At 43.2% G+C, this 25204-nt stretch carries 22 protein-coding genes, 1 tRNA gene and 2 pseudogenes; 17 read left to right on the top strand and 8 right to left on the bottom strand.

Features of this window, described 5'->3' with window-relative positions:
- Window positions 1-77 precede the first annotated feature (77 nt).
- A complete protein-coding gene (locus tag V7K36_RS24305) occupies window positions 78-1157 on the top strand; it encodes a bifunctional riboflavin kinase/FAD synthetase (protein ID WP_442948513.1) in 1080 nt (359 codons plus the stop codon).
- Between the two features lie 175 nt (window positions 1158-1332).
- Window positions 1333-2241 carry an AAA family ATPase gene (locus V7K36_RS24300; RefSeq protein WP_335120102.1) on the top strand — a complete coding sequence of 303 codons (909 nt, stop codon included), beginning with the start codon at window positions 1333-1335 and terminating at the stop codon, window positions 2239-2241.
- A 301-nt stretch (window positions 2242-2542) separates the two neighbouring features.
- Here the strand turns inward: V7K36_RS24300 and pyrE are convergent, their stop codons facing one another.
- Window positions 2543-3166, bottom strand: coding sequence for an orotate phosphoribosyltransferase (gene pyrE, locus V7K36_RS24295; RefSeq protein ID WP_335120082.1), 624 nt, complete (start codon window positions 3164-3166; stop codon window positions 2543-2545).
- A gap of 100 nt (window positions 3167-3266) precedes the next feature.
- Here pyrE and V7K36_RS24290 point away from each other — a divergent pair, with 100 nt between their 5' ends.
- On the top strand, window positions 3267-3701 hold the full coding sequence (locus V7K36_RS24290) for a hypothetical protein (RefSeq protein WP_334828568.1): 435 nt from the start codon (window positions 3267-3269) through the stop codon (window positions 3699-3701).
- A gap of 127 nt (window positions 3702-3828) precedes the next feature.
- Here the strand turns inward: V7K36_RS24290 and V7K36_RS24285 are convergent.
- A tRNA-Ile gene (locus V7K36_RS24285) sits at window positions 3829-3901 on the bottom strand.
- Window positions 3902-4195: 294 nt separating this feature from the next.
- Here V7K36_RS24285 and V7K36_RS24280 point away from each other — a divergent pair.
- Together V7K36_RS24280 and V7K36_RS24275 are read left to right on the top strand one after the other, a co-directional pair.
- The gene (locus V7K36_RS24280; RefSeq protein ID WP_335120080.1) at window positions 4196-4897 is read left to right on the top strand and encodes a hypothetical protein; all 702 of its coding nucleotides are present in this window, start codon (window positions 4196-4198) and stop codon (window positions 4895-4897) included.
- Between the two features lie 100 nt (window positions 4898-4997).
- Entirely contained in the window at window positions 4998-6392 is a 1395-nt protein-coding gene (locus V7K36_RS24275; RefSeq protein ID WP_335120077.1) for a hemolysin family protein, read from the top strand.
- 66 nt (window positions 6393-6458) lie between these two features.
- Here the strand turns inward: V7K36_RS24275 and queC are convergent, their stop codons facing one another.
- Window positions 6459-7136 (bottom strand): 7-cyano-7-deazaguanine synthase QueC, encoded by a 678-nt coding sequence (queC, locus tag V7K36_RS24270; protein WP_335120075.1) that lies wholly within the window; start codon window positions 7134-7136, stop codon window positions 6459-6461.
- Between the two features lie 339 nt (window positions 7137-7475).
- Here queC and V7K36_RS24265 point away from each other — a divergent pair, with 339 nt between their 5' ends.
- The 5 genes from V7K36_RS24265 to V7K36_RS24245 all read left to right on the top strand — a co-directional run bounded on the left by V7K36_RS24265 (window position 7476) and on the right by V7K36_RS24245 (window position 12596).
- On the top strand, window positions 7476-8558 hold the full coding sequence (locus V7K36_RS24265) for a Gfo/Idh/MocA family oxidoreductase (RefSeq protein ID WP_334828576.1): 1083 nt from the start codon (window positions 7476-7478) through the stop codon (window positions 8556-8558).
- A gap of 545 nt (window positions 8559-9103) precedes the next feature.
- Complete coding sequence (locus V7K36_RS24260; protein WP_335120073.1) at window positions 9104-9727, top strand: DedA family protein; 624 nt, start codon at window positions 9104-9106, stop codon at window positions 9725-9727.
- A 239-nt stretch (window positions 9728-9966) separates the two neighbouring features.
- On the top strand, window positions 9967-11112 hold the full coding sequence (locus V7K36_RS24255) for a ParM/StbA family protein (protein ID WP_335120071.1): 1146 nt from the start codon (window positions 9967-9969) through the stop codon (window positions 11110-11112).
- A 5-nt stretch (window positions 11113-11117) separates the two neighbouring features.
- Entirely contained in the window at window positions 11118-11597 is a 480-nt protein-coding gene (locus tag V7K36_RS24250; RefSeq protein ID WP_335120069.1) for a plasmid segregation centromere-binding protein ParR, read from the top strand.
- A gap of 258 nt (window positions 11598-11855) precedes the next feature.
- Complete coding sequence (locus tag V7K36_RS24245) at window positions 11856-12596, top strand: SinI family restriction endonuclease (RefSeq protein ID WP_335120067.1); 741 nt, start codon at window positions 11856-11858, stop codon at window positions 12594-12596.
- 30 nt (window positions 12597-12626) lie between these two features.
- Here V7K36_RS24245 and V7K36_RS24240 read toward each other — a convergent pair whose 3' ends face one another.
- Window positions 12627-13799: a DNA cytosine methyltransferase gene (locus V7K36_RS24240; RefSeq protein ID WP_335120065.1), complete on the bottom strand. Its 1173-nt coding sequence runs from the start codon at window positions 13797-13799 to the stop codon at window positions 12627-12629.
- A 309-nt stretch (window positions 13800-14108) separates the two neighbouring features.
- Between V7K36_RS24240 and V7K36_RS24235 the strand changes: the two genes are divergently transcribed.
- Window positions 14109-15548: a phosphoglucomutase/phosphomannomutase family protein gene (locus tag V7K36_RS24235; RefSeq protein WP_335120063.1), complete on the top strand. Its 1440-nt coding sequence runs from the start codon at window positions 14109-14111 to the stop codon at window positions 15546-15548.
- 86 nt (window positions 15549-15634) lie between these two features.
- Window positions 15635-16210, top strand: coding sequence for an RdgB/HAM1 family non-canonical purine NTP pyrophosphatase (gene rdgB, locus V7K36_RS24230; RefSeq protein WP_334946848.1), 576 nt, complete (start codon window positions 15635-15637; stop codon window positions 16208-16210).
- Here the strand turns inward: rdgB and V7K36_RS34285 are convergent.
- Window positions 16207-16284, bottom strand: a pseudogene (locus tag V7K36_RS34285) (GFA family protein); the annotation flags it as partial. The gene rdgB and the pseudogene V7K36_RS34285 overlap by 4 nt on opposite strands.
- 46 nt (window positions 16285-16330) lie before the next feature.
- Here V7K36_RS34285 and V7K36_RS24225 point away from each other — a divergent pair.
- Window positions 16331-16606: pseudogene (locus tag V7K36_RS24225) on the top strand (transposase); the annotation flags it as partial.
- 80 nt (window positions 16607-16686) lie between these two features.
- On the opposite strand, the gene V7K36_RS24220 reads toward V7K36_RS24225, so the two are convergent.
- Both V7K36_RS24220 and mrdA read right to left on the bottom strand, forming a co-directional pair.
- Entirely contained in the window at window positions 16687-17631 is a 945-nt protein-coding gene (locus V7K36_RS24220) for a serine hydrolase domain-containing protein (protein ID WP_335120061.1), read from the bottom strand.
- Between the two features lie 21 nt (window positions 17632-17652).
- Complete coding sequence (mrdA, locus tag V7K36_RS24215; RefSeq protein WP_335120059.1) at window positions 17653-19494, bottom strand: penicillin-binding protein 2; 1842 nt, start codon at window positions 19492-19494, stop codon at window positions 17653-17655.
- A 286-nt stretch (window positions 19495-19780) separates the two neighbouring features.
- Here mrdA and V7K36_RS24210 point away from each other — a divergent pair, with 286 nt between their 5' ends.
- Window positions 19781-20908, top strand: a complete 1128-nt coding sequence (locus V7K36_RS24210; protein WP_335120057.1) for an ABC transporter ATP-binding protein — start codon at window positions 19781-19783, stop codon at window positions 20906-20908.
- Between the two features lie 54 nt (window positions 20909-20962).
- Window positions 20963-21409, top strand: a complete 447-nt coding sequence (locus V7K36_RS24205; protein WP_335120055.1) for a hypothetical protein — start codon at window positions 20963-20965, stop codon at window positions 21407-21409.
- A 119-nt stretch (window positions 21410-21528) separates the two neighbouring features.
- On the opposite strand, the gene V7K36_RS24200 is transcribed toward V7K36_RS24205, so the two are convergent.
- Entirely contained in the window at window positions 21529-22302 is a 774-nt protein-coding gene (locus V7K36_RS24200) for an MlaE family lipid ABC transporter permease subunit (RefSeq protein ID WP_335120053.1), read from the bottom strand.
- Between the two features lie 426 nt (window positions 22303-22728).
- Between V7K36_RS24200 and V7K36_RS24195 the strand changes: the two genes are divergently transcribed.
- Window positions 22729-23052 (top strand): hypothetical protein, encoded by a 324-nt coding sequence (locus V7K36_RS24195; protein WP_335120050.1) that lies wholly within the window; start codon window positions 22729-22731, stop codon window positions 23050-23052.
- A gap of 428 nt (window positions 23053-23480) precedes the next feature.
- Window positions 23481-24878 (top strand): hypothetical protein, encoded by a 1398-nt coding sequence (locus V7K36_RS24190; RefSeq protein ID WP_335120048.1) that lies wholly within the window; start codon window positions 23481-23483, stop codon window positions 24876-24878.
- Window positions 24879-25204 lie beyond the last annotated feature (326 nt).

Raw genomic sequence — 25204 nt, 5'->3', positions numbered from 1 at the left:
CTGTCCTCCTCAAGACGGTTTACCATAAGGTAGCTTTCTGCTGATAGCTAAAATAAACCTAAAATCTCAGAATCCACGTGCTAAATTTGTCTCAAAATGGGTGTTCTGTGTGGCTTGCTTCTTCAAGCGAAGAACTGCTAACGCCGACTGCTGTTGCCCTTGGCAAGTTTGATGGTGTTCATCTTGGTCATCAAAGGGTAATTCAACCAGTGTTGCACGCTGGTAGTCAGTTGTCAGTAGCCAGTAGTCCGCAGTCAAATGAAAATCAACAACTGACGAATAGAGAATATATCTATTCAACAGTTGTCACCTTTGACCCCCATCCACACGAGTTTTTTACGGGGCAACCCCGGACTTTGTTAACGCCACTGGATGAAAAAGTCCAACAATTGCGATCGCTTGGGGTAGAACAATTGGTATTACTACCCTTTGACAAAGAATTATCTGCTTTGACCCCCGAAGAATTCGTCGAAAAAATTCTTGTGCAACAACTGCGATGCCAGCGAATTAGCATCGGGCAGGATTTTTGTTTTGGCGAAAAGCGCAGTGGTACTGCTAAAGATTTGCAATTACTCGCCGCCAAGCACAATATCCCTGTTACTATCGTCCCTTTACAAACTTATACAGGTGACTCGCCCACCGAAAGTAGTTGCGTCAGTACTACTCCGACTCAGGATGCCCGCATTAGCACTTCATTAATCCGCCAAACCCTTGAGTACGGCGACATCGAAAACGCAAATCTCCTGCTAGGACGCCCCTACACCCTAATTGGTGATGTCCTTCAAGGTCAACAATTGGGCAGAACAATTGGCTTTCCCACCGCCAACCTCCAAATACCAAAAGAAAAGTTTTTGCCCCGCCAAGGAGTTTACGCTGTCCGCGTTTTCACTCTCGGTGAAACATCAGATGTCACTCCTAGTGAGAGCTTGGGCGTAATGAATATCGGTAATCGCCCCACTGTAAATGGTACTTATTCATCTACGGAAGTACATCTGCTCGATTGGTCTGGTGATTTGTATGGCAAAAAACTAGTTGTGCAGCTAGTTAAATTTTTGCGCCCGGAACAAAAATTTCCTTCTCTAGAAGCCCTGAAAACACAAATTCAACTTGACTGCGTTGTTGCTAGAGAAGTTTTGAGTGCTGGAGCGCAAAGTTAAAAGTAGAGACGCGATTAATCGCGTCTGTACAGGAGTTAGAAGACGCGATTAATCGCATCTGTACGGGAGTTTGGAGTTCTAAGTGGGAACAATGTATTTAGGTAAATTGGGCATTGGGAAGAATTTAGTCCCCACTCCCTACTCCCTACTCCCCACTCCCCACTCCCCGCACCGCATGAGAGAAAAAATTGACGCTTTAACACAAAATCTAGCTCTTACCATCGTTGGCAAAACTGAGGCAATACGCTTAGTGCTAGTAGCATTGCTAGGTGGTGGTCATGCCCTCCTAGAAGATGTCCCTGGTGTTGGTAAAACCCTGCTCGCTAAATCCCTAGCTCGTTCAGTGGATGGCAAGTTTCAACGGCTACAATGCACTCCCGATTTATTGCCAACTGACATCACTGGTACCAACATTTGGAAGCCAAAAAGCGGCGAATTTACTTTTCTTCCTGGGCCAGTCTTTGCCAATGTGCTGTTAACTGACGAAATCAACCGCGCTACACCCCGTACTCAGTCAGCTTTACTGGAAGTTATGGAAGAACATCAGGTAACAGTCGATGGTGTCTCTCGTCCAGTTCCCCAGCCCTTCTTTGTGATTGCCACTCAAAACCCGATCGAGTATCAAGGTACTTTTCCCCTGCCGGAAGCGCAAATGGATCGGTTTATGTTGTCGTTGAGTTTGGGCTATCCTTCCGAGGCAGAAGAACTCCTTATGCTGCAAAATCTCCAAAATGGTGTGAAGATTGCTGATTTGCAGCCTTGTATTACCTTGGCAGAAGTACAAGAATTGCGTTACCTCTGTTCTCAAGTAAAAGTGGCAACCTCCCTGCAACAGTACATCCTCGAATTGGTGCGGGCAACACGGCAAGATGAGGAAATCGCCCTTGGTGTCAGTCCGCGTGGCACATTAGCATTACAACGGGCTGCCAAAGCGCTAGCTTTTCTATTAGGGCGTGATTATGCCATCCCCGATGATGTGAAATTTCTCGTCCCTCATGTTTTTTGCCATCGCCTTATTCCTAGAGGAGGACGCAATGCTAGAACAGTTGTTGAGCGATTATTGCGATCGATTTCTATTCCTTAAGGTAAAAAAGATATAGGACTCATATTTGATTTCTAAGATACAAGGGTGCGTTACCCTATGTGATAACACAACGCCAGTTGCTACAACGGAGGGAACCTCCGCAACGCACTGGCTCCCCTACATATACTTAGATTTTTTCAAAAATCAAATCGGATTACTATCAGTGCCAGAAATTATTCAGATTTGGGAAAAGCAATTGAAGAAGCTTTTAATAAAGTGTCTTTAAAAGATATCCAAAGCTGGTTTACTCATTGTTGCTACTGCACCTCAGTAGACTAGGAAATGCTATAAGTCCTATTGTTTATGAATTCGCAAGTTGTCGGAAGCGTTCCTGAACTTCTTGAATCGAAAACAAAGTTTCAAACTTTAACCCAGCTGACTGGTACAACTCCCCTCCTCCTTGCTGTCGGTCAACCAGTGAAATTACTTGATTCACGGTATAACCTGCCTCCTTAAGACGCTCAACCGCTTTCAGAGCAGACTGCCCAGTTGTTACCACATCTTCCAAAACTACTACTTTTGCACCTTCTGGTAAACTCGGACCTTCTATATAAGCTCTTGTCCCATAACCTTTGGCTTCCTTGCGAATAATCAGCGCTGGTATCGGTCGGTTTTCATAAACAGAAACTATACTCACTGCTGTCACAATTGGGTCAGCCCCCAATGTTAAACCACCCACAGCCTGAGTATCTACAGGTAAAAAAGGAAACAGCAGCCGTCCAACTGCCAAAGCACCTTGAGGATGGAGTGTTACCTGTGTCTTGTTCACGTAATAAGAACTACGTAGCCCAGAAGAGAGGAGAAAATCACCCTCTTGATAAGCAAGTTGGCAAAATAAATCTAGTAGCTTGTGGCGCAAGGTGGTCAAATCAGCAGTGGTTGACCAAATATCTGAGTAGGTAAGAGTTTCAGTAGGATACGTCATTACAAAACATTAAAAGTTGTGCTACACCAAAGGTTGAACTCATCAGAGTTCTGAACTTAAGCATAAATTAAGATTGCCTAAAAATTGAGGAGTTAGAAAGGTGCGTATAAAATTAAAAACCCTTGGTGGTTTATTGGTGCTGCTTGCTGCTGGTATTACTTTTCCCTCTGTTGCATCTGCCCAAACGGAAACACCCAATTATGAAACTACGAATGATGTATTTGAACGAGCTTTTTTTCGTCACGATCGCAATTTCTACGAAAATGCTAGCCTCAAGCGTCAGCTAGACTCATTTCTCGGCTCTGGTTCCAGCTTCGGTGGTTCCTTCCCAGAAAATGAAATTGCCCACGATGCTGAGTTGGTTAACACTTTATATCATGATGTCCTGACTCAGCAAGTTGGCAACGATCCTTATATTCGCACTCCTGATTTACCAAATCCTTATGACACGTCGCTGATCATGTCTCCCCGTTTGAATAGCAACAAACTCAAAGTCGGAACTGAATTTAGGTTTGAAACTTTGCCACCTCGGTAAGATTGGGAGTGGAGAGACGCGATTAATCGCGTCTGTACGGGAGTGGGGAACAAGCGAGAAGAATTACTAACCAATGCCCCATGCCCCATGCCCTTTATCCCTCAATTACTGCTTTTTGATCATTCAGTGCGCCCTGCTGGAATCGAACCAGCCTGAAGGCGAATTATGAGTTCGCTGCCTCCCCAATCGGCCAAAGGCGCTTGTTTTTTGGGTTTCGGGTTCCTACGAGTCAATTACTTCAACTCTTAGGTCAACCTGATTTGCTAATTTTAGAGTCAGGAATATATTTCATGCACTGCGTTTAGCCAATTGTGTAATTATAGCACAAATTTACCGCCTGTGAATACTGGAGAATAATTTACCAGATTTTTATACTACATAGTTTAATCATGAAATAGTGCAAACTAATATTGATTAAGTTCCTTTAAGGATTGAGGTCAAAAGCTTCACTATTCTTAAATAGACCAGCATTCTTTTGTGATAGCTTGTCAGCAATGAAAATAAATTCTACTGTACTTCTTACTTTGATTTTGTTAATCCTGATGTTGGGAGCAGGTTCTGTGAGCGCGTTTTTGGGTTTTGAACTAGGGAGTTCAGCACTTAAAGGCGTTACCACACCAGATGGGCGTCCCACAACCAAATTTGCCAGCAATAAGACAAATAACTCCCAACAGACAGGGCTAGTACTATTAAAAGAGGAAGAGATCCTGAAAATTGTCAAGGCGCGAATTGAGGGTAAGACCAAGGCGGCTTTATCGGAAAAGCTAGAGGAAGATGATGAAGAAACCAATAGCAGCAAGCAGAAGCCAGAGGAAAAACGCCCACAAGTGGTTGAAGAAAAACTCCAGCCAGGTTTTCCGGTTACTGCCCAGAGTGAGGGTGTAACCATGTCTGTGCAATCTGTCCGCTACTCTGGTGGTGATTTGCTACTGAAAGTGAAAATGCAGAACAAAGGTAAAGATTCTGTCCGCTTCCTGTATAGTTTTTTAGATGTTACCGATGATAAAGGACGAACCCTGAGTGCTAGTACAGAGGGTTTACCAACAGAATTGCCTGCAAATGGTCCAACATTTTCCGGTACAGTGAGCATTCCCACAGCTTTGCTTGATGATGTCAAGAAGATATCACTGGCTCTCACTGATTATCCCGCTCAACAATTGAAGCTAGAAGCATCGAATATTCCTGTAGAAAGGTAGATTGGGCATTGGGCATTGGGCATTGGGCATTGGGCATTGGTGATTATCTGTTATTTTTTACTATTCCCCACTCCCGACTCCCCACTCCCTATTCCCCTAAATGGAGGGCGTGAGTTTTACACGAGCTTTGGCAGTGAGTGGTTTTCCTAATTTAATTTGGACAGACGTGGCGCTGCGGCTGTTGTCAGTGCTACTGCTGATTGCCATAAATGCCTTTTTTGTGACGGCGGAATTTTCGATGGTGAGCGTGCGGCGATCGCGTATTCACCAGCTAGTTAAGGCTGGGGATATTCCAGCGATCGCTGTGGAGATGCTACAACGTAGTATCGATCGACTGCTATCTACCACCCAGTTAGGCATTACCCTTTCTAGTTTGGCACTGGGATGGATTGGAGAAAGTACGATTGTCGTGCTGGTGAATGCATGGTTAAAATCCTGTCCTTTACCCAGTGGGATGACTACCTTCATCGCTCATTCCCTATCAATTCCCATCGCCTTTTTCTTGATTGCCTATTTGCAAATTGTGATCGGAGAACTATGTCCCAAATCCTTAGCCATGCTGTATTCAGAACAGCTAGCGAGGTTTTTGGGCCCTTCGGTAAAAGCGATCGTGCGTTTTTTTGGCCCCTTCATCTGGATTCTCAACCAATCAACTCGTTGCTTATTGCGTATTTTTGGTCTTCAATACACAGGTCAAGGCTGGAGACCGCCTATAACTCCCGAAGAATTGCAACTGATTATCTCTACAGAATGGGGGTCTACTGGTTTACAGCGTGCAGAGCGAGAATTGCTCAATAATGTCTTTGAGTTTGGGGGTGTCATCGCCCAAGATGTAATGATCCCCCGCACCAGTATTGTCGCGCTGCCAAAAGATGCTACCTTCCAGACATTACTCAAGGAAATGGCTTCTACTGGTTACTCTCGCTATCCCGTGATTGGTGAATCTTTGGACGATGTTCGCGGCATTGTTTATTTTAAAGATTTGGCACAACCTTTAGCTGTAGGAAAGCTAAGTTTAGAGACACAGATCCAACCTTGGATGCGTCCCGCCCGGTTTGTTCCAGAACATACGTCCTTGAGTGAACTTTTGCCAATGATGCAGCAAGAGAAACCAGCTATGGTCATGGTAGTGAATGAATTTGGCTCTACTGTGGGACTAGTGACAATCAAAGATGTCATTGCCGAAATCATTGGCGACACCAGCGAACCTGAAAACAGCGACGACTTACTGATTCAGGTGTTAGATGAGCAGAAATTTCTGGTGCAGGCACAGATTAACCTCGATGACCTCAACGAAGTTTTACATCTCAATTTGCCCTTGACAAGAGAATACCAAACACTAGGGGGCTTTTTGCTGTATGAGTTACAGAAAATTCCTGCCAAAGGCGAAACCTTCTGTTATCAAAATCTCGAATTCACTGTGGTGTCAATTATTGGTCCACGCCTGCATCAAATTCAACTGCAACGGTTAGAAGAGTTAGGAGTTGAGAGTTGAGAGTTATGAATTTTAACTCCTAACTCCTAACTCCTAACTCCTAACTCCTAACTCCTAACTCCTCATTCAAGAAGCATACGCCACTGGATCAACGAGTCCCAATTCGGCAAAAGCTGCTAGCCGCAACCGACAAGAATCACACACACCGCAGGCGACATCACCACCGGCATAGCAAGACCAAGTTAGCTCCCAAGGAACTCCCAATTGATTGCCCAATTGGATGATTTCAGTTTTTTTCAAGTTAATTAGGGGTGCGACAATATTAATTGGTTGTCCCTCACGCCCTTGTTTGGTTCCCAGGCGAAATACTTCCTGCATTGCCTGGATATAGTCAGGGCGACAATCAGGATATCCTGAGTAATCTAGGGCATTGACACCGATATAGACACGTTCAGCTGCGATCGCTTCGGCGTAACTAAGAGCAAAGCTTAAAAAGATGGTATTACGAGCCGGAACATAGGTGACAGGAATATTTTGAGACATTTCAGCCAGCGATCGCTCCTGGGGTAAATCAATCGCATCATCAGTAAGTGCTGAACCGCCCCATTGTCGTAAGTCAAAATTAACCACCTGATGTTTTGCGATCGCAGCTTTTTGAGCGACGGTGAGGGCTGACTGTAACTCTTGTCGGTGTCGCTGCTGGTAATCAAAGGAAATAGCATGACATTCACAGCCATCAGCCTGAGCTTTGTACAGAATTGTGGAAGAGTCCAATCCCCCAGATAACAAAATTACAGCTTTCATATCCGTTGCAAATTTTGGATTTCAAATCGCCAAACCACACCTTAAGAAGATGCCAGGAGGCAATGCTAAAGAGAATTTACACTTAGGTCTTACTGAATTTTTTAAAGTTAATAAAAAGACATATATTTTTTGGAGAAAGTGCAAAATCCAAAGCAAACCCGAACTATCTATACAAAAGATATTTGGATTACGGGAACCGATCACAAACTTTGAAATTCTTCATAAACATAGGCTCTATGTTACCATCTGGATGGTTTTAGACGGATCGTAACTGGCTTTCGAGTATAAACGCCAACGGCCGTAGCGTCTCTAAATTTGGTGGTTGAGGAGAGAATAATAGTGCAAAATAGCATGTCAGTGGCAGAACCGAATCCATATACACAGCGTAACCAGCCACGACCGATCCGCATAGGCGTGATTGGAGTGGGTAACATGGGACAACACCACGCTCGCGTGCTGAGTTCAATGAAAGATGTTGAACTAGTCGGAGTGGCAGATATTAACGTTGAGCGAGGATTAGAAACTGCCAGCAAGTACAAGGTGCGTTTTTTTGAAGATTACTGTGATCTGCTACCCCTTGTGGAAGCAGTTTGTGTAGCTGTTCCCACCCGCTTGCACTATGCGGTGGGCATCAACTGTCTGTTAGCGGGAATTCATGTTTTGATTGAAAAACCGATCGCAGCCAGTATTTCTGAGGCAGAGTCCCTAGTAAATGCCGCAGCAGAGTCTGGGTGTATCCTGCAAGTAGGTCATATTGAGCGTTTCAATCCAGCTTTTAAAGAACTGAGCCAAGTACTGAAAACTGAGGAATTGCTGGCGCTAGAAGCCCATAGGATGAGTCCTTACTCAGATCGGGCAAACGATGTTTCGGTTGTGCTGGATTTAATGATCCATGACATTGACCTACTTTTAGAATTAGCTGCTTCCCCAGTCACAAAATTGACTGCTAGCGGGACTCGCGCCCTGGACTCTGGTTATTTAGATTACGTAACCGCCACCTTGGGGTTTGCTAATGGTATTGTTGCTACTCTGACTGCCAGTAAAGTCACCCACCGGAAAATTCGCCGGATTGTCGCCCATTGCAAAAATTCATTTACTGAGGCAGATTTTCTCAAGAATGAAATTTTGATCCACCGACAAACGACTGCTAATTCTCTCACCGACCACCGACAAGTACTTTACAGGCAAGATGGTGTGATTGAAAAAGTCTACACCAGCAATATTCAACCATTGAGTGCAGAATTAGAACATTTTGTCAACTGTGTACACGGTGGCAATCAACCCTCAGTAGGTGGTGAACAAGCTCTCAAAGCCCTAAGACTGGCAAGTTTGATTGAGCAAATGGCGCTGGAAGATCGAGTTTGGAATCCATTAGACTGGCAATCTGAACCAAGAGTACAATCATTGACCCCGACAGCCTAGAAGAAGAGGGGCAGAGGGGACAAGGGGGACAAAGTAAAATTTTCTCCCTTCTCTTTCCCTGCTCCCTCATCTCCTCCACAGCATCAATCTCAGAAAAAAACCTCAAGTGTGTTTTGAAATTTGCCATCAAATCTTTAGATCCTTCCTAGCCCTTTTAAAAAAGTGACTAAGGGGGATCTAAAAAATTAGAAAACAAAACCTAGTGGCTCGTTTTATTAATTTTGTGAGGTTCGTAGTGAGCGATTTATCGGTCAATTTCAAGGGCTTGAGCTATTGATCCTTAGGGTAACGTGTCGCAGACAAAACTCGCCAACGCTACGCGAAGGGAGAAGACCGCGCTAACTCACTACGAACTTTTATAACCCTCGAAATTAATCAAACAGACCCCTAGCTTCCAGTTGTCTGACTCTGTTTCTGAGTTGCGATGCCAACTTTGAGTGCAGCAAAATTACCTTGACTTTAGCAAGCGGGGATAATTACCTTTTAAAAAAGCTAAGGCGGAATTTAGCAACAAGACTAGTGCAGTAATTTCAGGAATTGACTCAATGCTTGAATGGATAACTAATACTATCAACTATTTTGGCTATTGGGGAATCGCCCTACTAATGTTCCTAGAAAACCTTTTTCCCCCCATTCCTTCAGAATTGATCATGCCATTGGCTGGATTTACTGCAAGTCCATATCAACCAGGCGGGGCAAAGCTGAATATCATTGGAGTGTTTTTCGCAGGACTTGTGGGTTCTGTATTGGGCGCACTTATTTGGTATTACCCTGGTAAGTTATTAAGTGAAAGGCGCTTGAAAGCTATAGCTGACAAGTATGGTAAGTGGCTGGCAATATCCAGTAAAGATATCGATAAGGCAACCTGCTGGTTTGACTCTCAAGGTAACAAAGCAGTTTTCATTGGTCGCCTTGTGCCAGGAATCCGTACCTTGATTTCTGTTCCCGCAGGAATCACCAATATGCATTTGCTAGAATTTCTGTTTTATACAACATTAGGTAGCGCTGCTTGGGTTGGTTTGCTAACATACTCAGGATATGCGTTGGGTAGTCAGTATGAACTTGTGGACAAGTATCTTGCTCCTGTATCCAAAATCGTACTTGGTGGTTTGGTTTTAGCATTTGTTTTCTGGGTACTCAAGCGCCAGTTAAGACGCACCAGAAGGTGAAACACGGCCGCTTTTGGTTTGAAAGCAGTGAAAGCAGGGTTACATCTGGCCAAAATTCGCCTACACTATGCCAAATAATACTAGATATACGTTGGCAAAGTCCACCGGAGGTATCGCCAGAATTAATTTTTGGCGTATTTCTAGCTACACTTGACGCAACCTAGAATTTCTGGTTGCTCGCATTTTTGTAAGATGAGCATTGACAACTTTTTACAGTTAAGTTTGAACTAGGAGCTTTGATGACAGACCAACCTTCCGCCGCTACCCCAATGAATGCCGCTGCTATACCCATGAATAGAGTGTCAGCATCGACCCCCATCAATGCTGTTAATCCTGCCATCCCAGTCGCTGGTGGAAAAACTATTCTCAGTGTTGATTTAGGCAGAACTTCCACAAAAACTTGTGTGAGTCGTGAAGCGAACAATGTGGTGTTCGTACCTGCCAACGTGAAGCAGATGTCAATAGAACAAGTACGCGGTGGTGTTTTTGAAGCTAGGGCTACTGATCCCTTAATGGATTTATGGCTGGAGTATCAAGGAAATGGATATGCTGTTGGTCAACTAGCAGCAGATTTTGGGGCAAATTTAGGAGTCGGCCAATCTAAGGTAGAAGCTGCACTGGTAAAAGTGTTAGCAAGTGCTGGCTACTTCAAACTCAAAAATGATATCTCAGTCGTACTGGGTCTGCCTTTTCTTTCCTTAGAGCAATTTGAAAAGGAAAAAGCACAGTTGATTAGCCAAGTAGGTGGGCCTCATGTTTTGAACTTCCGAGGCGAATCTGTGTCGCTGAACGTCAGTAAAGTTTGGGTAATGCCAGAGGGCTACGGCAGCCTACTGTGGTCTGAAGCTCAACCAAAGAAAAGTCCTGGCAGTCCCGATTTTACAAAAATATCGGTGGCGATCGTCGATATTGGACATCAAACCGTCGATCTTTTGATGGTAGATAACTTTCGTTTTGCCAGAGGTGCTTCTAAGAGCGAAGACTTTGGGATGAATAAGTTTTATGAATTGGTATCTGCCGAAATTGAGGGAGCAGATAGTCAATCTCTAGCGCTGATTTCTACTGTTAACAAACCCAGAGGTGAACGCTATTACCGTCCTAAAGGCGCTAGCAAGCCCACCAACCTAGATGATTTTCTTCCCAACCTCACGGAGATGTTTTCGCGCGAAATCTGTAGCCGTGTGCTAGCCTGGTTGCCAGAACGCGTCACTGATGTGATTCTCACTGGCGGGGGTGGTGAGTTCTTCTGGGACGACGTTCAACGTCTGCTCAAAGAAGCAAAGATTAATGCTCATTTAGCAGCACCTTCACGACAGGCGAATGCTTTGGGGCAGTATATTTATGGAGAGGCACAATTATCCTCCAATCGCGCAGCTAGGGCATAAAGCTGATGTTCCAATGGTCAAAAAAGGTAGTTAAATCCGTCACGTTCAACCCAGAGCTTGCTGATGAAAGCTTGTTAGCGCAAGTAGAAAGTTATTTGGAAAAACAACCAGACAAGACTTTCAGTGACCTCTGTAAAGAAGCCTTGTGGCAGTCTTTATGTGTACCGGAATCTGTACAACCTGCTCCACAAACAGCAGCAACAACACCGATTGATCAACAAATTGGTGAACTGCAACGTCAAGTGGCTGGACTTGAGGAACGTTTTTTTGCCAAGGGTTCTAATCGTTTGGAGGCGATGGAACACCATCTACTGCAACTTTCTCAACAAGTTGCACAACTGGCGCTCATAGTCAATGATCGATCGTTCATTCCGTCTCCAACTCAATTAGAAGTAGTAAATAATACTTCTTATACTGTTGCTACTCCTCCTCAAGAGGTTGACCCCGTAATCAGTCGCCTTAGTCAGTTTCTCGATGATTTTTAAGGAACAATCAGGTTTGTGAGCAGTTTTTGCTCCTCTCAACAATCCTTAATAGTTAATACTATTAAGGATTATTAATATTTGTATATAGAAATATTGAGATTATTGAGATTTGTGTATCTATAAATATGAGCGTGACAAACGAAGTTTGGACGTGGTGAAGTTTTGGGAGGTAAATAAGGCTTTGGGTATTACTCCTTGTGAATTATTGGGAAAACTAGAAGCAGTAACTGAAACAGCATATTTTACCCAATAGTAACTGTGAGCAATAACCTAAAAATACCTGATTTTGATGCCAATCTGATCATGTCAGAAGCTGAAAATATCGCTAAAGCTCGTGCTGGGATGTTCTGGAATGATTCTGTAAAAACAGTTTTATCCGTCTGTTATAATTCGCCTGAATTATTTCCATATTTAAAAGTATGCAATTCTCGCTCAGATTACATTACTAAGTGGTTAAATAAGTATTTTGGAGGTTATAATAATCGGCCTTCAAAGCGAACTAGTAAGAAGATAGCTACTGTTTCAGACGAAATTATTGACACAATTATTTCAGTTCGTTTACCTACTCTCAGCACTGACGGCGTTAATCACATAAAGTCTGCTCATCGTCTTTCCATGTCGGCAGAAAATATCTTAGGTCTTCTTTTAGAAGAATATCTTGCCGAAAAATTGTCATTTTATGGTTGGTACTGTGCTTGGGGTGAAACTATAAATAAGGTCGATTTTTGCACCAGTAAAGGTGAGCTATTACAAGTTAAAAACCGTAGTAATTCTGAAAATAGTTCGAGCAGTAGTGTTCGTAAAGGAACCATCATTCGGAAATGGCATAGAGTTAATGCTCAAAATGGAGCTTACTATTGGAAAGAACTGAATCAATTAATAGGATGTTCTAATCTTTCCGAAAAAGACTTTGCTGCCTTTGTTAGACAAACTCTCGCTGAAAATCCCGCAGCATTGTATGTAGAAGATAATAAATACTGGCAACAAATTGAGTTATAAAAGTCCTAAAATAATCAATAGGCTAGGAATCTAGTGATTAAATAGTGAAAGCTGTTCAAAGACTGGTATTCCTTTAGGTTTTTCCTGTCTAATTAAACTATGTAAATATTCACCAATAGCTTGAGCTAAGAGTACAGGTACAGCATTACCTATCTGTCGGTACTTAGAGGCTGTTGAACCATAGAAAATCCATGAGTCTGGAAAGGTTTGAATCCTGGCACACTCTCGAACACTTAGAGGTCGCAGTTCCTCTGGATGACACATATCTGTAGCCTTTTGGTAAGGACTTGTGGTGATAGTAGGAGACGGCTTATCCCAACATAACCTTCTGTAAAACCCTACTTTTCCGCCTCCAGATTTATAAGCTCCTCCCATTGCTTCTTTTATCAAGTCGTTAGGTAAATCTCTCCAGTTTTGACCACTTTTTAAAAGCTTTAAATATTGAAGACGGTTTTTTGAGTACAAAGTATACTCTGGTTGTGGATCTTCTAAGTTGATTAGGGCATCTTTAAGAGTGCGCCATTGAGGTAATAAAGAGCCATCTTTACTATGAGTAGGTAAAGGGAATGTAGCTGATTCACCATCTCTTGAGCCAATAAAGATTACTCGCGCTCTGTTTTGCGGGACACCGTAATCTGCTGCTTCCATTACTTTATAAATAACTTGATAACCAAGGCGCTTCATTTCTTCTAGAACAATCTCAAGAGCGCTTCCTTGCATTTCATCTAGTTCCAGAGGAGCATAACCCGTTCCCCGTTCCAGATGAGGTCTATGACGAATAGGAGCCGAGAGTAAACCTTTAACATTTTCCATGACAAAAAAGCGTGGCTGCACTTGTTCAACAATACGTATAAAGTCCATAAACAAGCTGCCACGCGGGTCCATAACTGAACCACGTTTTCCTGCTGTGCTGAAGGGTTGACAAGGGGGACCGCCAGTTACTAAATCTACTTCTCCAATGCGTAGGGGTCTACCAAGGTTAATAACATATCTCCCTTCTTCCAAAAGATTTTGAGCAGTGATGTTCTGTATATCTCTTGCTACGGCACTATTTAGGTGAGGTCGGTTGAAAGCTATAGTCTTCGCAGCATCAGGATCTTTCTCAACAACACTTACTACCCGAAAACCTGCCTGTTCTATCCCAATATCTAGTCCACCTGCTCCTGTAAATAAACTGATTGATATTGCCCGATTGTCTATCACTGCTTTTATCCTTACAGCCTTGATCAAATATACGATTTGCTGGAACCCTCAAGTCTGCTTAATGCTAACGATAGATACCTGCAATTTTAATAGTGTAAGCCTTTTAAAAGAGTACGTCACAAAGGCGCTATTCTCTTTTAAATCTGGCACGCGTAGAGGGGCTTATCGTTAAACATTGCACCTCTGCAATGCACAAATTTGCTCACTTTTGTGTTGAATATTATTAGTACATATTATTACTAGATTCTTTTTTTACTTTATACACTGTATAAATGCTAGAATCCTCAAGTAGACAGTTAGGATACTTAGATGCCAGTTGTAGCTAACTCAATCAAGTTTGGTACAGACGGCTGGCGGGGTGTTATTGGTGACGAGTTCACCTTTGAACGCCTAGCCCTGGTCGCGCCAGTCGCCGCAAAAGTATTATATAATACATATTTTTCTCAGGTGGGTAGCCGGACAATAATTGTCGGTTACGATCGCCGATTCATGGCCGAAGACTTTGCTCGTGCTGTTGCCGATACTGTCACCGCTATTGGATTTGATGTGCTGTTGAGCGAGGGCTATGCTCCAACCCCAGCTTATAGTTGGGCAGCAAAAGAACTCAATGCTTTAGGGGCGCTGGTAATTACAGCCAGCCATAATCCTGGTATATACTTAGGTTTAAAAGTCAAGGGCTATTTTGGTGGGTCAGTACCGCCAGAAGTCACAAAAGAGATAGAAGCGCAGTTGTCGGTTGGAGTAGTACCACTAGCAGCTACCCCAGGCAAGCAAGAGAAATTCGATCCTTGGCCCAGTTATACCCAAGCACTAGAGGGTAAAGTTGATATCGTCAAAATTCGAGAAGCGATCGCCTGTGGCAAATTGACGTTATTTGCCGATGTCATGCATGGCGCTGCTGCTGGCGGATTGGCGAGACTACTAGGCAATCAGGTCAAAGAGATCAACAGCGAACGCGATCCCCTCTTTGGTGGTGGTGCGCCGGAACCTTTGCCTAAATACCTTTCAAAGTTATTTAAAGTCATCAAAACTCACCGAGAAACTGATAATTCAGGTTTAACGGTGGGGTTGGTATTTGATGGAGACTGCGATCGCATTGCAGCTGTGGATGGAGAAGCCAACTTCCTAAGTTCCCAAGTATTAATCCCGATATTAATCGACCATTTAACCCTACGGCGCGGCTTTACTGGGGAAATAGTCAAAACCGTTAGTGGTTCGGACTTAATGCCCCTTGTAGCAGCACTACATAACCTCTCAGTCTTTGAGACAGCTGTTGGTTATAAATACATCGCTGACAGAATGTTAGCAGCAAAAGTGTTGCTGGGTGGCGAAGAGTCGGGAGGAATTGGCTATGGCAGCCATATTCCCGAACGCGATGCGCTGCTGTCAGCATTGTACGTGCTAGAGGCGATTGTCGAATCTGGTTTGGATTTAGGTGAGTATTATCGCCAGTTGCAGAAACAAACAGGGTTTACCTCAGCATACGATCGCATTGATTTACCCTTAGCAAGTATGGAAGTGCGATCGCGTCTTTTGCAACAACTGCAAAGCCAACCCTTAACAGAAATTGCCGGGTTAGCAGTGATTGATTGCCAGACAATTGACGGCTACAAATATCGCCTAGCTGATCAAAGCTGGTTAATGATTCGGTTTAGCGGTACTGAGCCAGTTTTACGCCTGTACTGCGAAGCCTCAACAATTGAGCAAGTACATCAAACTCTTGCTTGGGCGAAACAGTGGGCGGAGTAAAATTAGTTAGGAGTTGAGAGTTAGGAATTAATAACTCATAACTCATAACTCCTAACTCCTAACTCCTAACTGATAATTCGTAATTCATGACATTACTTGTAGTAGCTACAGGAAATCCAGGTAAGTTGCGGGAAATGCAAGCTTACCTGAGAAATTCTGGTTGGGAATTAACCCTCAAACCTGAAGAATTGGAAATTGAAGAGACGGGCGAAACTTTTGCCGCCAACGCTTGTCTGAAAGCATCACAAATTGCTAAAGCCACAGGAAACTGGGCAATTGCTGATGATTCGGGCTTACAAGTAGATGCCCTAAATGGCGCACCAGGGGTGTATTCTGCACGTTACGCCAAAACCGACTCAGAACGCATTGCTAGGGTATTGAGGGAATTAGGCAACGAAGTAAATCGCCAAGCTCAATTTGTTTGTGCAGTAGCGATCGCTCGTCCTGATGGTGCGATCGTATTAGAATCTGAAGGTGTTTGTCGTGGCGAAATTCTCTACACACCTCGTGGTAATGATGGTTTCGGCTACGACCCAATTTTTTATGTGCAAGAGTTGCAATTGACCTTTGCTGAGATGACACCGGAGTTGAAGGGTTCAATTAGCCATCGAGGCAAGGCTTTTACAGCTTTACTTCCGCAACTGGAGAGAGTTAGGAATTAGGAGATCGCTGCCACAAATGCGCTGCCTGTTGCCTGCTGGCAATCCCGACAATGGCAATTTTCCATGATAATTGGCTTTACTGAACAAAGGAATTAGGGTAGCATTATGGCAAAAAAATATTATGAAGTTTTTGAACCGCAAGAAGCACGTAGGATTATCCAAAAGTTAGAGTTTCATTACACCCCAAAACATGCTAGCTGGCTAAACCAGGTCGAAATTGAATTATCTGTTTTATCCCGTCAATGCTTAGAGCGGCGAATTCCAGAAGTACAAATATTGAAATCTGAAATTCTCACTTAGGAGAAAAACCGTAACCAAGAACGAGCCAGTGTAAACTGGCGCTTTAAAACTACGGACGCACGGAATAAACTTGAACGCTTATATTCCTCCATTTGACCCTGCAAAGTTCCTTTGGTGGATTACTAGTAGTCTGTCCCATTAGTTCTGAGGGTTAGTAGAGTCAGGAATAATTGGTTTTACTCCCTCTCCACTAATGGAGGCTGAAGCACTAGTTCGGTAAGAACTGGACAGTAGTATTCAGCGATGTCCTTAGCGATCGCATCTGGTCGGGAAATTTTATCTAGATTGCAAAGTAAAATCACGGTAATTTTGTCATCAATAAAGCGGGTAATATTACTTGCGAATCCTAGTATCGAACCATTATGACCAACTACTCGGCGATCGCTATAATTCAATACCCACCAACCTAAACCTGCAACATATCTCAACTTCTCCCAATCATCCCCCTGATTTGAAAAATGAGGAGTCCACATTTTATCCAAGATTGATTGCTTTAGCAGAGTTTCACCACAAAGCGCCTGTTCCCACTTCACCATATCTTCCACACTGGAAATTTGACCTCCAGCAGAATAGGTTACTGAAGGACTGTAATAAGGTTTGTTAACGAGTTTGCTATTTAGCAAACGATAGCCAGCAGCCCGGTGTGGCACTATGTCACTGGGATGATTCATCACGGTTGCATTCATTCCCAAAGGAGCAAAAATGCGATCTTGCAATAAATCTCCATAAGATTGTCCAGTTACCTTTTCTAGCATCAAACCTAGTAGATAGTAGCCTGTATTGTCGTAGGCGCTAAACTCACCCGGTTGAAATTTGAGGGGTAGGTCAGTAACTAAAGCCAAAATTTCAGATTTAGATAAATCAAGATGGGTAATTTCCCAATAGTTTGGGGCATCAGTATAGTTGGGAATTCCAGACTGATGAGACAGAATATGCTGGATAGTGACATTTCGCCACGCTATGGGTAGATGATCGAGATAATCTGCGATCGCATCTTCTCGCGAAATTATCCCTTCCTCTACCAGCATCATTGTGACTGTAGCGATGAAAGTTTTACCGACAGACGCAATTTCATAAACTGTATGTTCAGTAGCTGGAACAGAGTGTTCAACATTGGCCAATCCATAGGCCCCTTCCTTCTCCTAGTCTCCAGTCACATGTCCTGAACTCTGAATTTTAGCTTCTGATGGCTCAGGCTGAAGTTTTTTATACTTACCTGGATACTTATGTTGAAAATAAGCTTCCAGCACTTGTAAAACCATCGGACCACAGATAGTACCACCATGCTCGCCAGTATTTTCCCCAAATGCCACAACGACAATTTCCGGCTTATTACTAGGCGCATAAGCACCAAACCAAGTATGATTTGGGCGACCACCACCAGCTTCAGCAGTGCCACTCTTTCCAGACGCTGGGGCAATTGTGGGGACGTTCAAGCTCTTACCTGTACCCTCACTCACCACCTTCCGCAGTCCCTCACGGAGAACTTTGATAGTTTCCGGCTTCATATTTAACGATGAGCGCCAACTTTTTGCTTCTTCGTTGTCTTTGAGCAAATGCGGCTGAACTCGATACCCACCATTAGCAGGCACAGAAAACATAATCGCCGATTGCAGGGGTGTCACTTGCAAAGCGCCTTGACCAATTGACATATTAATGGTATCACCTACAGTCCAAGGCGTCTTCAAAACTCTCTGCTTCCATGTTTCATCTGGAACCAAACCTTTTGATTCTTCGTTGGGAAATTCAATGCCAGTTTTTTGACCAAAGCCGTATTTGCGACTCCATTCGATTAAAGTTGGGCCACCGACTTTTCTACCAACTTGATAGAAGAAAGTATCACTACTCATAGCGATCGCTCTGGGAAATCCTAATGGCCCGAATCCGGCGTGGTTCCACTCACCAAAAGTCACTCCCCCAACAGTCAGGGAACCAAAAGTCTGTAATACTGAGTCTGGAGAGAATTTACCCGATTCCAGTCCAGCTGTCGTAGTGACGATTTTGAAAGTACTGGCGGGTGGAAAGGCACTCAGCGCACGATTGATCAAGGGATGCTCTTTACCTTGCACACTTTCCCAATCTTTCTGAGAGAGTTTTTGTTTGGAGAAGATATTTGGGTCAAAGGTGGGGTAAGATACCATTGCTAAAACAGCACCATTCTTCGGATCAATTGCGGCGATCGCGCCTCGATTATTTCCCAAAGCTTTTTCTGCTGCCTTTTGCACATCTAAATCTATGGTCAGATGCAAATCGTTACCAGCTTTTGCCTGTTTCTCTCCCAAAACCCGGATTGGTCTACCCGCACCATCTACTTCCACCTGCTGACCACCCCATTCGCCCCGCAGTATCTTCTCATAAGCCTTTTCCACCCCCATCTGACCGATTACATCTCCCAGTCGGTAGCCTGACTGCTTCTTATCGTTTAACTGGTCGGCTGTCAACTCCCGCGTATAACCTAGTACATGCGCCAATTGCTTGCCGTGGGGATAATAACGCACAGAATCTGTATTGATTTCCACTTCCGGGAGTTCATTTTTATACTCCTTTAATGCCGTGATTTCTGCTTCATTTAGATCACGAGCAACTCGGATGAGTGAAGAAGAATTAGCACCTGCTTGTTCTAATTTCTTTTCCATCTCATCTTGCGGAATGTTGAGAATTTGCGCTAGACGCGGGCCGACTACAGACCAGGAAGGCTTAGTATGTGCCATCGGCCACAAATATACAGAGCTAGGATAGCGAGTACTGGCTAAAAGCTTGCCATTTCGGTCAAAAATATTGCCCCGTTCCGGTTGTTTGAGAATCATCCGAATTCGGTTCGCTTCCGCTCGTTCTCGGAGTTTTGACCCTTCAACAATTTGCAAATATGCCAAACGAGCCTCAATACCAACGGTCATTAATAGGGTAAATACGATTAAAAATATTGATTGGAAACCACGTCCAACGGTACGTGTATCTTTTTTGCTGCCAAGTGATGGGAACATAAATAATTCAAAGTTCAAAATGAATAAACGCAATCATAGCTAGTCTTTTAGCAATTGCTAAGATGTAATTTGAAGACATATTAGCTTCATCAAAGAATGTCTAAGTAGCAGCATAACTGTATACATTTATGGTAGGGTAATACTCAGTAATGGGTATGAAAGAATCGGGCGAGTATATTCTTGAACAATTGTTTTTGGCGGATACAATAAACCAAAGTGTCAAATCTAGTCTGTCCAATAGACTACTGACAAAATTACGTAAGATCACGGCATTCTACTAAAGATTATGGCTCAAATTGTCATGCAGAATCAGAGGGGGATAACAACTTTTCAGCCACTTGATGTTGAACTGCGTAACGTCTTCAAGTTTTTTAACCAAGAACCAGCAGTACATGGAATCGATTTGGATGTCAGACAAGGAGAATTTTTTAGTATTTTAGGCCCCTCCGGTTGTGGTAAAACAACAATACTGCGCTTAATTGCTGGGTTTGAAATCGCTGACGCTGGCAAGGTGTTGATTCAGGGTCAGTCTATGACTAATGTGCCGCCTTACCGCCGACCCGTCAATACTGTATTTCAAAGTTACGCTTTATTTAACCACCTGGATGTCTGGGATAACATCGCCTTTGGACTGAGGTTAAAAAAAATACCTAAATCGGAAATTGAAGCTAGAGTCCAAGAAGCTTTAAAACTCGTGAAAATGGAAAGTTTACGATCGCGCTTTCCCAATCAACTTTCTGGTGGTCAACAGCAACGTGTCGCCTTAGCCAGGGCTTTAATCAACCGTCCCACCGTCGTACTACTGGATGAACCTTTAGGGGCGTTAGATTTAAAACTGCGTAAGGAAATGCAAGTTGAGTTATCAAATTTACACAAAGGCTTGGGTGTTACCTTTGTGATGGTGACACACGACCAAGAAGAAGCATTGTGTTTGAGCGATCGCATTGCCGTGATGAACCAAGGCAAAATTGAACAAGTTGGCACTCCCAGCCAAATTTACGAACGTCCCCAGACATCTTTTGTTGCTGATTTTATTGGCGATACTAATTTATTCAGTGGTGAAATTGTCGCGGTAGACTCTTCTAATCTGCAAATTTCGACAAAAACGGGACTCTCAATTGTCATTAGCCGCGCTGAAGATACACCATCTGAATTATCACAAGCGGTGGTAGTGAGTGTGCGCCCAGAAAAAATACAGCTTTCGCTTTATCCACCCAATTTGCCAGCTAATTGCTTTGAAGGACGGCTTGTGAATGTTATGTATTTGGGCACACACGTTAATTATGTTGTGGAATTAACAAATGGTATTAGCATCAATGTGTTGCAACCTAATACTTTTGGCGGTTTACCAGACCGCGACACGCCCATCTACGCTTGGTGGGCAGAAAATGATTGTTTAGCTATTAGTCAATAGTTATATATTCAGTAATGCAATAATACCTTGACCCCGTACTAGGAATATCAACCCATGTCAATTTTGAAAAGAATTCCTTGGGTATCCCTGGCGCTAGTGCTGCTTAGTTACAGTACTTTGGGCTGGGTAATATCTGAAACACATGCTCCTCTGTTTATGTGGATGGCAACTGTGATTGCTATCTTGTTGTTAATAGTAACGGTGACTGCTCCTTGGCCGAAGATGACATATTACTACAGTATTTTGCTTAAATCAAATATCAGGTCTTTCGGCGTTGCCGTCTTAGCAGCTTTCTTATTTTTTATCATGATTGCCTGGTTTCAGGTATTTCTTGATACCTTACTCATCATTTCAGCGACTATATTAGTTAGGATAGACTTTCAAAGAGCGGGTCTTAGGGAAGGGCTAGCCTTTTCAACTGCGTCTATCTTTTCATTGGGAGGTTTAGCTTTGGGTGCGCTAATCTACAAGTTAATATATTCCCAAATTCCGCTAACGTGATCAAGTGGGCTGCGCCAAAGCTTCCGAACCGATATTGCTGACCGAAAAATTTATTTTTGGCTCCGACTCCCGACTTTTTTAAGAAGTCGGAAATCTTGTTTTTCAATACTTGCTTGGGTTCAAAATACAGGCTGTTCAAACAGCAGTAGAGAGAGGAAAAAATCCATGATAAAAATTGACACCCAACTAGTAACAACTGCTTTTGTTGCAGATTCTCCGACTTCCTTTGCTCCCCCCTTAGTAGTTAACCCCCAATTACAGCCAATGACAGCAACTAGAATTCCAAAAATAAACCCTTTTAGCAAAATAATAAATAAATCTGACGGTTCTAAAAAATCTCTGACTGATTCTAAAAATGTTTCGGGAATAATTTGGTAAAACTGTGATGCGGCAAAAATTCCGCCGATGATGCCCGTAACTAAAGCCAAAATCGTCATCAAAGGCACCATCAAACAACAAGCGATTACTCTCGGAAGTACTAGATAATCAATTGGATCAGTTTTGAGCATATAAAGTGCATCAATTTGCTCTGTTACGCGCATTGCACCTATTTCTGCGGCAAAAGCAGAACCGACTTGCCCCGCCATAATACTAGCGGTTAAAATTGGAGCCAATTCTCTACAAAAAGCTAAGGCAAAAGCACCTCCCACAGCATTGACAGCCCCAAATCGGACTAATTCTCTCGCCGTCTGAATAGTAAAAATCATTCCTGCAAAACCACTAACAAGGAGAACTGGAGAGATAGAAACTGGCCCAGCAGTTACCAGATGTTGTAGAATCTTGCGGTAGTACGTTTTTCCTTGGAGAAAATGTAGCCAGACTTGACCGAAAAGCAGTAGTGCTGCAAAACAGCGTACAATCTCAGATTGCTCAAAATTTGTTTTTAGTGGCAATTTTATCGTCCTTAAGACTGACTTTTTTTGCACATATGTGATATCAATTCTCCAAAATAAGACTACAGATACAAATGGTGGAAACCCAGCTAGATGTGATCTGACTTTCTCAATTATATAGACGCACAAAGTGCAACTTCCCGCAGGATATTAGGAATTGGTATTAGGGTATGGTACATGAACAGACGCACTAGATGTTTATCCTCAAAGTAGAGGAGGTGTTTGGGCATGCTTCAACTTAGTTTAGTAAACTTTAGCGAAAAATAGCACCTATGGTATTGTGAGCTTTTTGCTACTGCTCTCATGCTTTATGTGCTTAGAAGTTGCGATCGCTGGTCTATCAAACTAGGAAAAGTAATTGACTCAAATCAAAGGGTTTAAGAATTTAATCATATTTCCAAATAATGTAATCTTAAATAATTTTTTATGAACAGGATTAAATACATCATATTTATGTTGCTATTGATACTATTCTTCTCAGGGGTACATCCGGCTTTTGCATCTGTATGCCGCAATTACGATGTCTACAACGGGCTACGCAACCAGATTTGCATTCTCAGCATTAACCGAAGTGCTAAAAATTATTGGGAATACAGAGCAGCTGTTAGTGTGGATGGAGTAAAAAGACCCGTCGAGGTTTACAATTGTCGTGAACGAGTCAAAGTTCAACACGATGGAACTGTGTTGCCCTTTCAGCAACAAGACCCTGGTGAGATGATATGCAGCTTTTTTAATTCTTCTGGGCGGTAAACACGCGCCAGATAATAAAGACCGTGAAACCTAGATAGGCGAATACTGTTAGCCATTCTTGCCAGCTACCAAATGCATTATTCATCAGCAAAAGCCGGAAAATCAATATTTGTAAATTTTACACGCTGATGCTGCTAGTCCTTTGGTGTATTTTGGGAGATAAAGGAAAGCTACTCAAAAATTCTTCGCTAATTTTCCGGAATCGATCACAACGGGGTGGTAGTACATATCAGAGCATCGATATTATACTGAACCTCTATAACTAAGCCTCGGGGAATATAGCCCCATTGTTTCTCCTCAAAAGCCCGGTCTTCATGACTGGGCTTTTGATGTTTATTGAAACTGTCGGCGTATAAAATAAAACTGTTTTCAGAAACCTTTGAGAGATTTTATTGGTCTGATTCTCCAAATTCTCCAAAAATCAGCCAATGCCATCTACTGCTCAAGGTATTCCCGGATTACCCGATTTGACGCATCCGATTGAGCTTGTCCAATTTGGAACCCAGGCGCTCAAAGCTTCACTGTTATTAGTATTTTTGGTCGTAGCTTTGGGAGTTGCGATCGCTCTAGTAAGTTTTTCTCTACGTCGAAACCAGCCGGAACAAGTAATATTCATAGGCGAATGGGCTGTTCGTTATTCCCAACTGTTACGGGGATTACAGCATTTAACCCTAATATTAGTTCTGTTAGTACCTGGATTTTTTCTCTGTTCAACTTTGAGCAATCGCTATCACTACTGGGAACAAGCAAGGGTGGCTCAAGTGGCCGAAAGTGTCGCAGGTGAAAAGCTCGAACAATCTGCGCCGCAAGTGCGCTACTCTATTCAAGAGCCATACTCCTATAACACCCAAGTCAATGGCAAGATTGTCAAGGTAAATGAGACACGAGAAATCAATCGCTTCTTAACGTTGGGTGGTTCGCAAATTCAGGTCAAGCTTGACCAAAGCGTAGATGTCCCAGGCCGCAGTTCAATTTATCGCGTGGAATACACTGCTGATTATAAAGTAGTTAACCAACTCAAGGATATTAATAATTTCTTTTTTGAAGCACCGCCGCCTAACGGCTACACGCTACTTGCTAGCTACAAAGTAGAGCGTGACCGTACTAGGCTACAACAAACCAATCCGGGAGACTATGGTTTTCCCTTCCGGCTGCAACCAGGTGAAGAAACCAGCTTTCGAGTCACCTATCAGGCTCAAGGAGGGCCTCGCTGGGTTTATAGCGCCACAGGACAGTTGCTTTCTAATTTTCGCCTCACCGCAATTGCTAACTTTGCTCCAGCTGATTTTGCTAGTGGTGTTGTACCGAATGAGATTAAAGTTGATGGACGCACTACTCAATTTACTTGGAAGTTTGACGATAATGTTTCAGTCAAAAATCCATTTGGAGTGTTTACCAACACCGATCCCATTCGTCACACTGGTGTTATTCCCCGGCTTTTATTACTAGCACCAGCAATATTTTTGTGGTGGATATTGTTGTTATATTTGTCACTCCCAATGAGTTTCAGAAATATTGCGATCGCTGGTAGTATTTTCTTTGCTTGTCTATTGACTTTGACCTATCTAGCTCGCGTTATAAATGCTCAGTTGGCTTGGACTTTAATTTCCATCATCTTACTAATTTTAATATGGGGATTGGGAGCAAGCCGCAGTGCTTCCCTGGCTGCGATTATCGCCACTATTGCTGGAGCAGTGTTACCTATCTTTGGATTATTAGTACCGTTCAGCGGCCTCACCCTCAGCCTAGCAGGTTTTCTTTCAGCCGTCTGGCTAGCAGTTCGTCACTGGTATGGCTGGTACAGTTTGCACCCAGAAGACCATTAACAATAGACCTCTTGCATAAATCAAAAATAAGAACCCCACCCCGCCAAAGCTACGCTTTGTCTCCCCTCCCGAAGAGCGGGGAGGGGTTGGGGGTGGGGTGTTAGGGACTTTTACAAGAGGTCTAATTCAAAATTCAAAATTCAAACATTTTAGACAATTTCAGACAGGGATTTAAACCCCCGACTGAAATTGAGCGGAGTCGGAGACACCAAAACTCCGAGCTACGTGTAATAGACCTATCCGCGAATTACCAAATCTATGCTAGTAATAGGTTTGAGTCATTATTTAGGACAGGCGATCGCTGACACTAGTCTGACGATAGAATA

Source organism: Nostoc sp. (genome assembly GCF_036919555.1).
GTDB lineage: Bacteria > Cyanobacteriota > Cyanobacteriia > Cyanobacteriales > Nostocaceae > Nostoc.
Note: the sequence above shows the minus strand (reverse complement) of the source record. Positions and strands in the feature narration are given on the sequence as shown.

Coding starts and splice junctions, on each gene's coding strand:
- V7K36_RS24300 (WP_335120102.1), top strand. CDS start 1,333: ATGAGAGAAAAAATTGACGCTTTAACACAAAATCTAGCTCTTACCATC.
- pyrE (WP_335120082.1), bottom strand. CDS start 3,166: ATGACGTATCCTACTGAAACTCTTACCTACTCAGATATTTGGTCAACC.
- V7K36_RS24280 (WP_335120080.1), top strand. CDS start 4,196: ATGAAAATAAATTCTACTGTACTTCTTACTTTGATTTTGTTAATCCTG.
- V7K36_RS24275 (WP_335120077.1), top strand. CDS start 4,998: ATGGAGGGCGTGAGTTTTACACGAGCTTTGGCAGTGAGTGGTTTTCCT.
- queC (WP_335120075.1), bottom strand. CDS start 7,136: ATGAAAGCTGTAATTTTGTTATCTGGGGGATTGGACTCTTCCACAATT.
- V7K36_RS24260 (WP_335120073.1), top strand. CDS start 9,104: ATGCTTGAATGGATAACTAATACTATCAACTATTTTGGCTATTGGGGA.
- V7K36_RS24255 (WP_335120071.1), top strand. CDS start 9,967: ATGACAGACCAACCTTCCGCCGCTACCCCAATGAATGCCGCTGCTATA.
- V7K36_RS24250 (WP_335120069.1), top strand. CDS start 11,118: ATGTTCCAATGGTCAAAAAAGGTAGTTAAATCCGTCACGTTCAACCCA.
- V7K36_RS24235 (WP_335120063.1), top strand. CDS start 14,109: ATGCCAGTTGTAGCTAACTCAATCAAGTTTGGTACAGACGGCTGGCGG.
- rdgB (WP_334946848.1), top strand. CDS start 15,635: ATGACATTACTTGTAGTAGCTACAGGAAATCCAGGTAAGTTGCGGGAA.
- mrdA (WP_335120059.1), bottom strand. CDS start 19,494: ATGTTCCCATCACTTGGCAGCAAAAAAGATACACGTACCGTTGGACGT.
- V7K36_RS24210 (WP_335120057.1), top strand. CDS start 19,781: ATGGCTCAAATTGTCATGCAGAATCAGAGGGGGATAACAACTTTTCAG.
- V7K36_RS24205 (WP_335120055.1), top strand. CDS start 20,963: ATGTCAATTTTGAAAAGAATTCCTTGGGTATCCCTGGCGCTAGTGCTG.
- V7K36_RS24195 (WP_335120050.1), top strand. CDS start 22,729: ATGAACAGGATTAAATACATCATATTTATGTTGCTATTGATACTATTC.
- V7K36_RS24190 (WP_335120048.1), top strand. CDS start 23,481: ATGCCATCTACTGCTCAAGGTATTCCCGGATTACCCGATTTGACGCAT.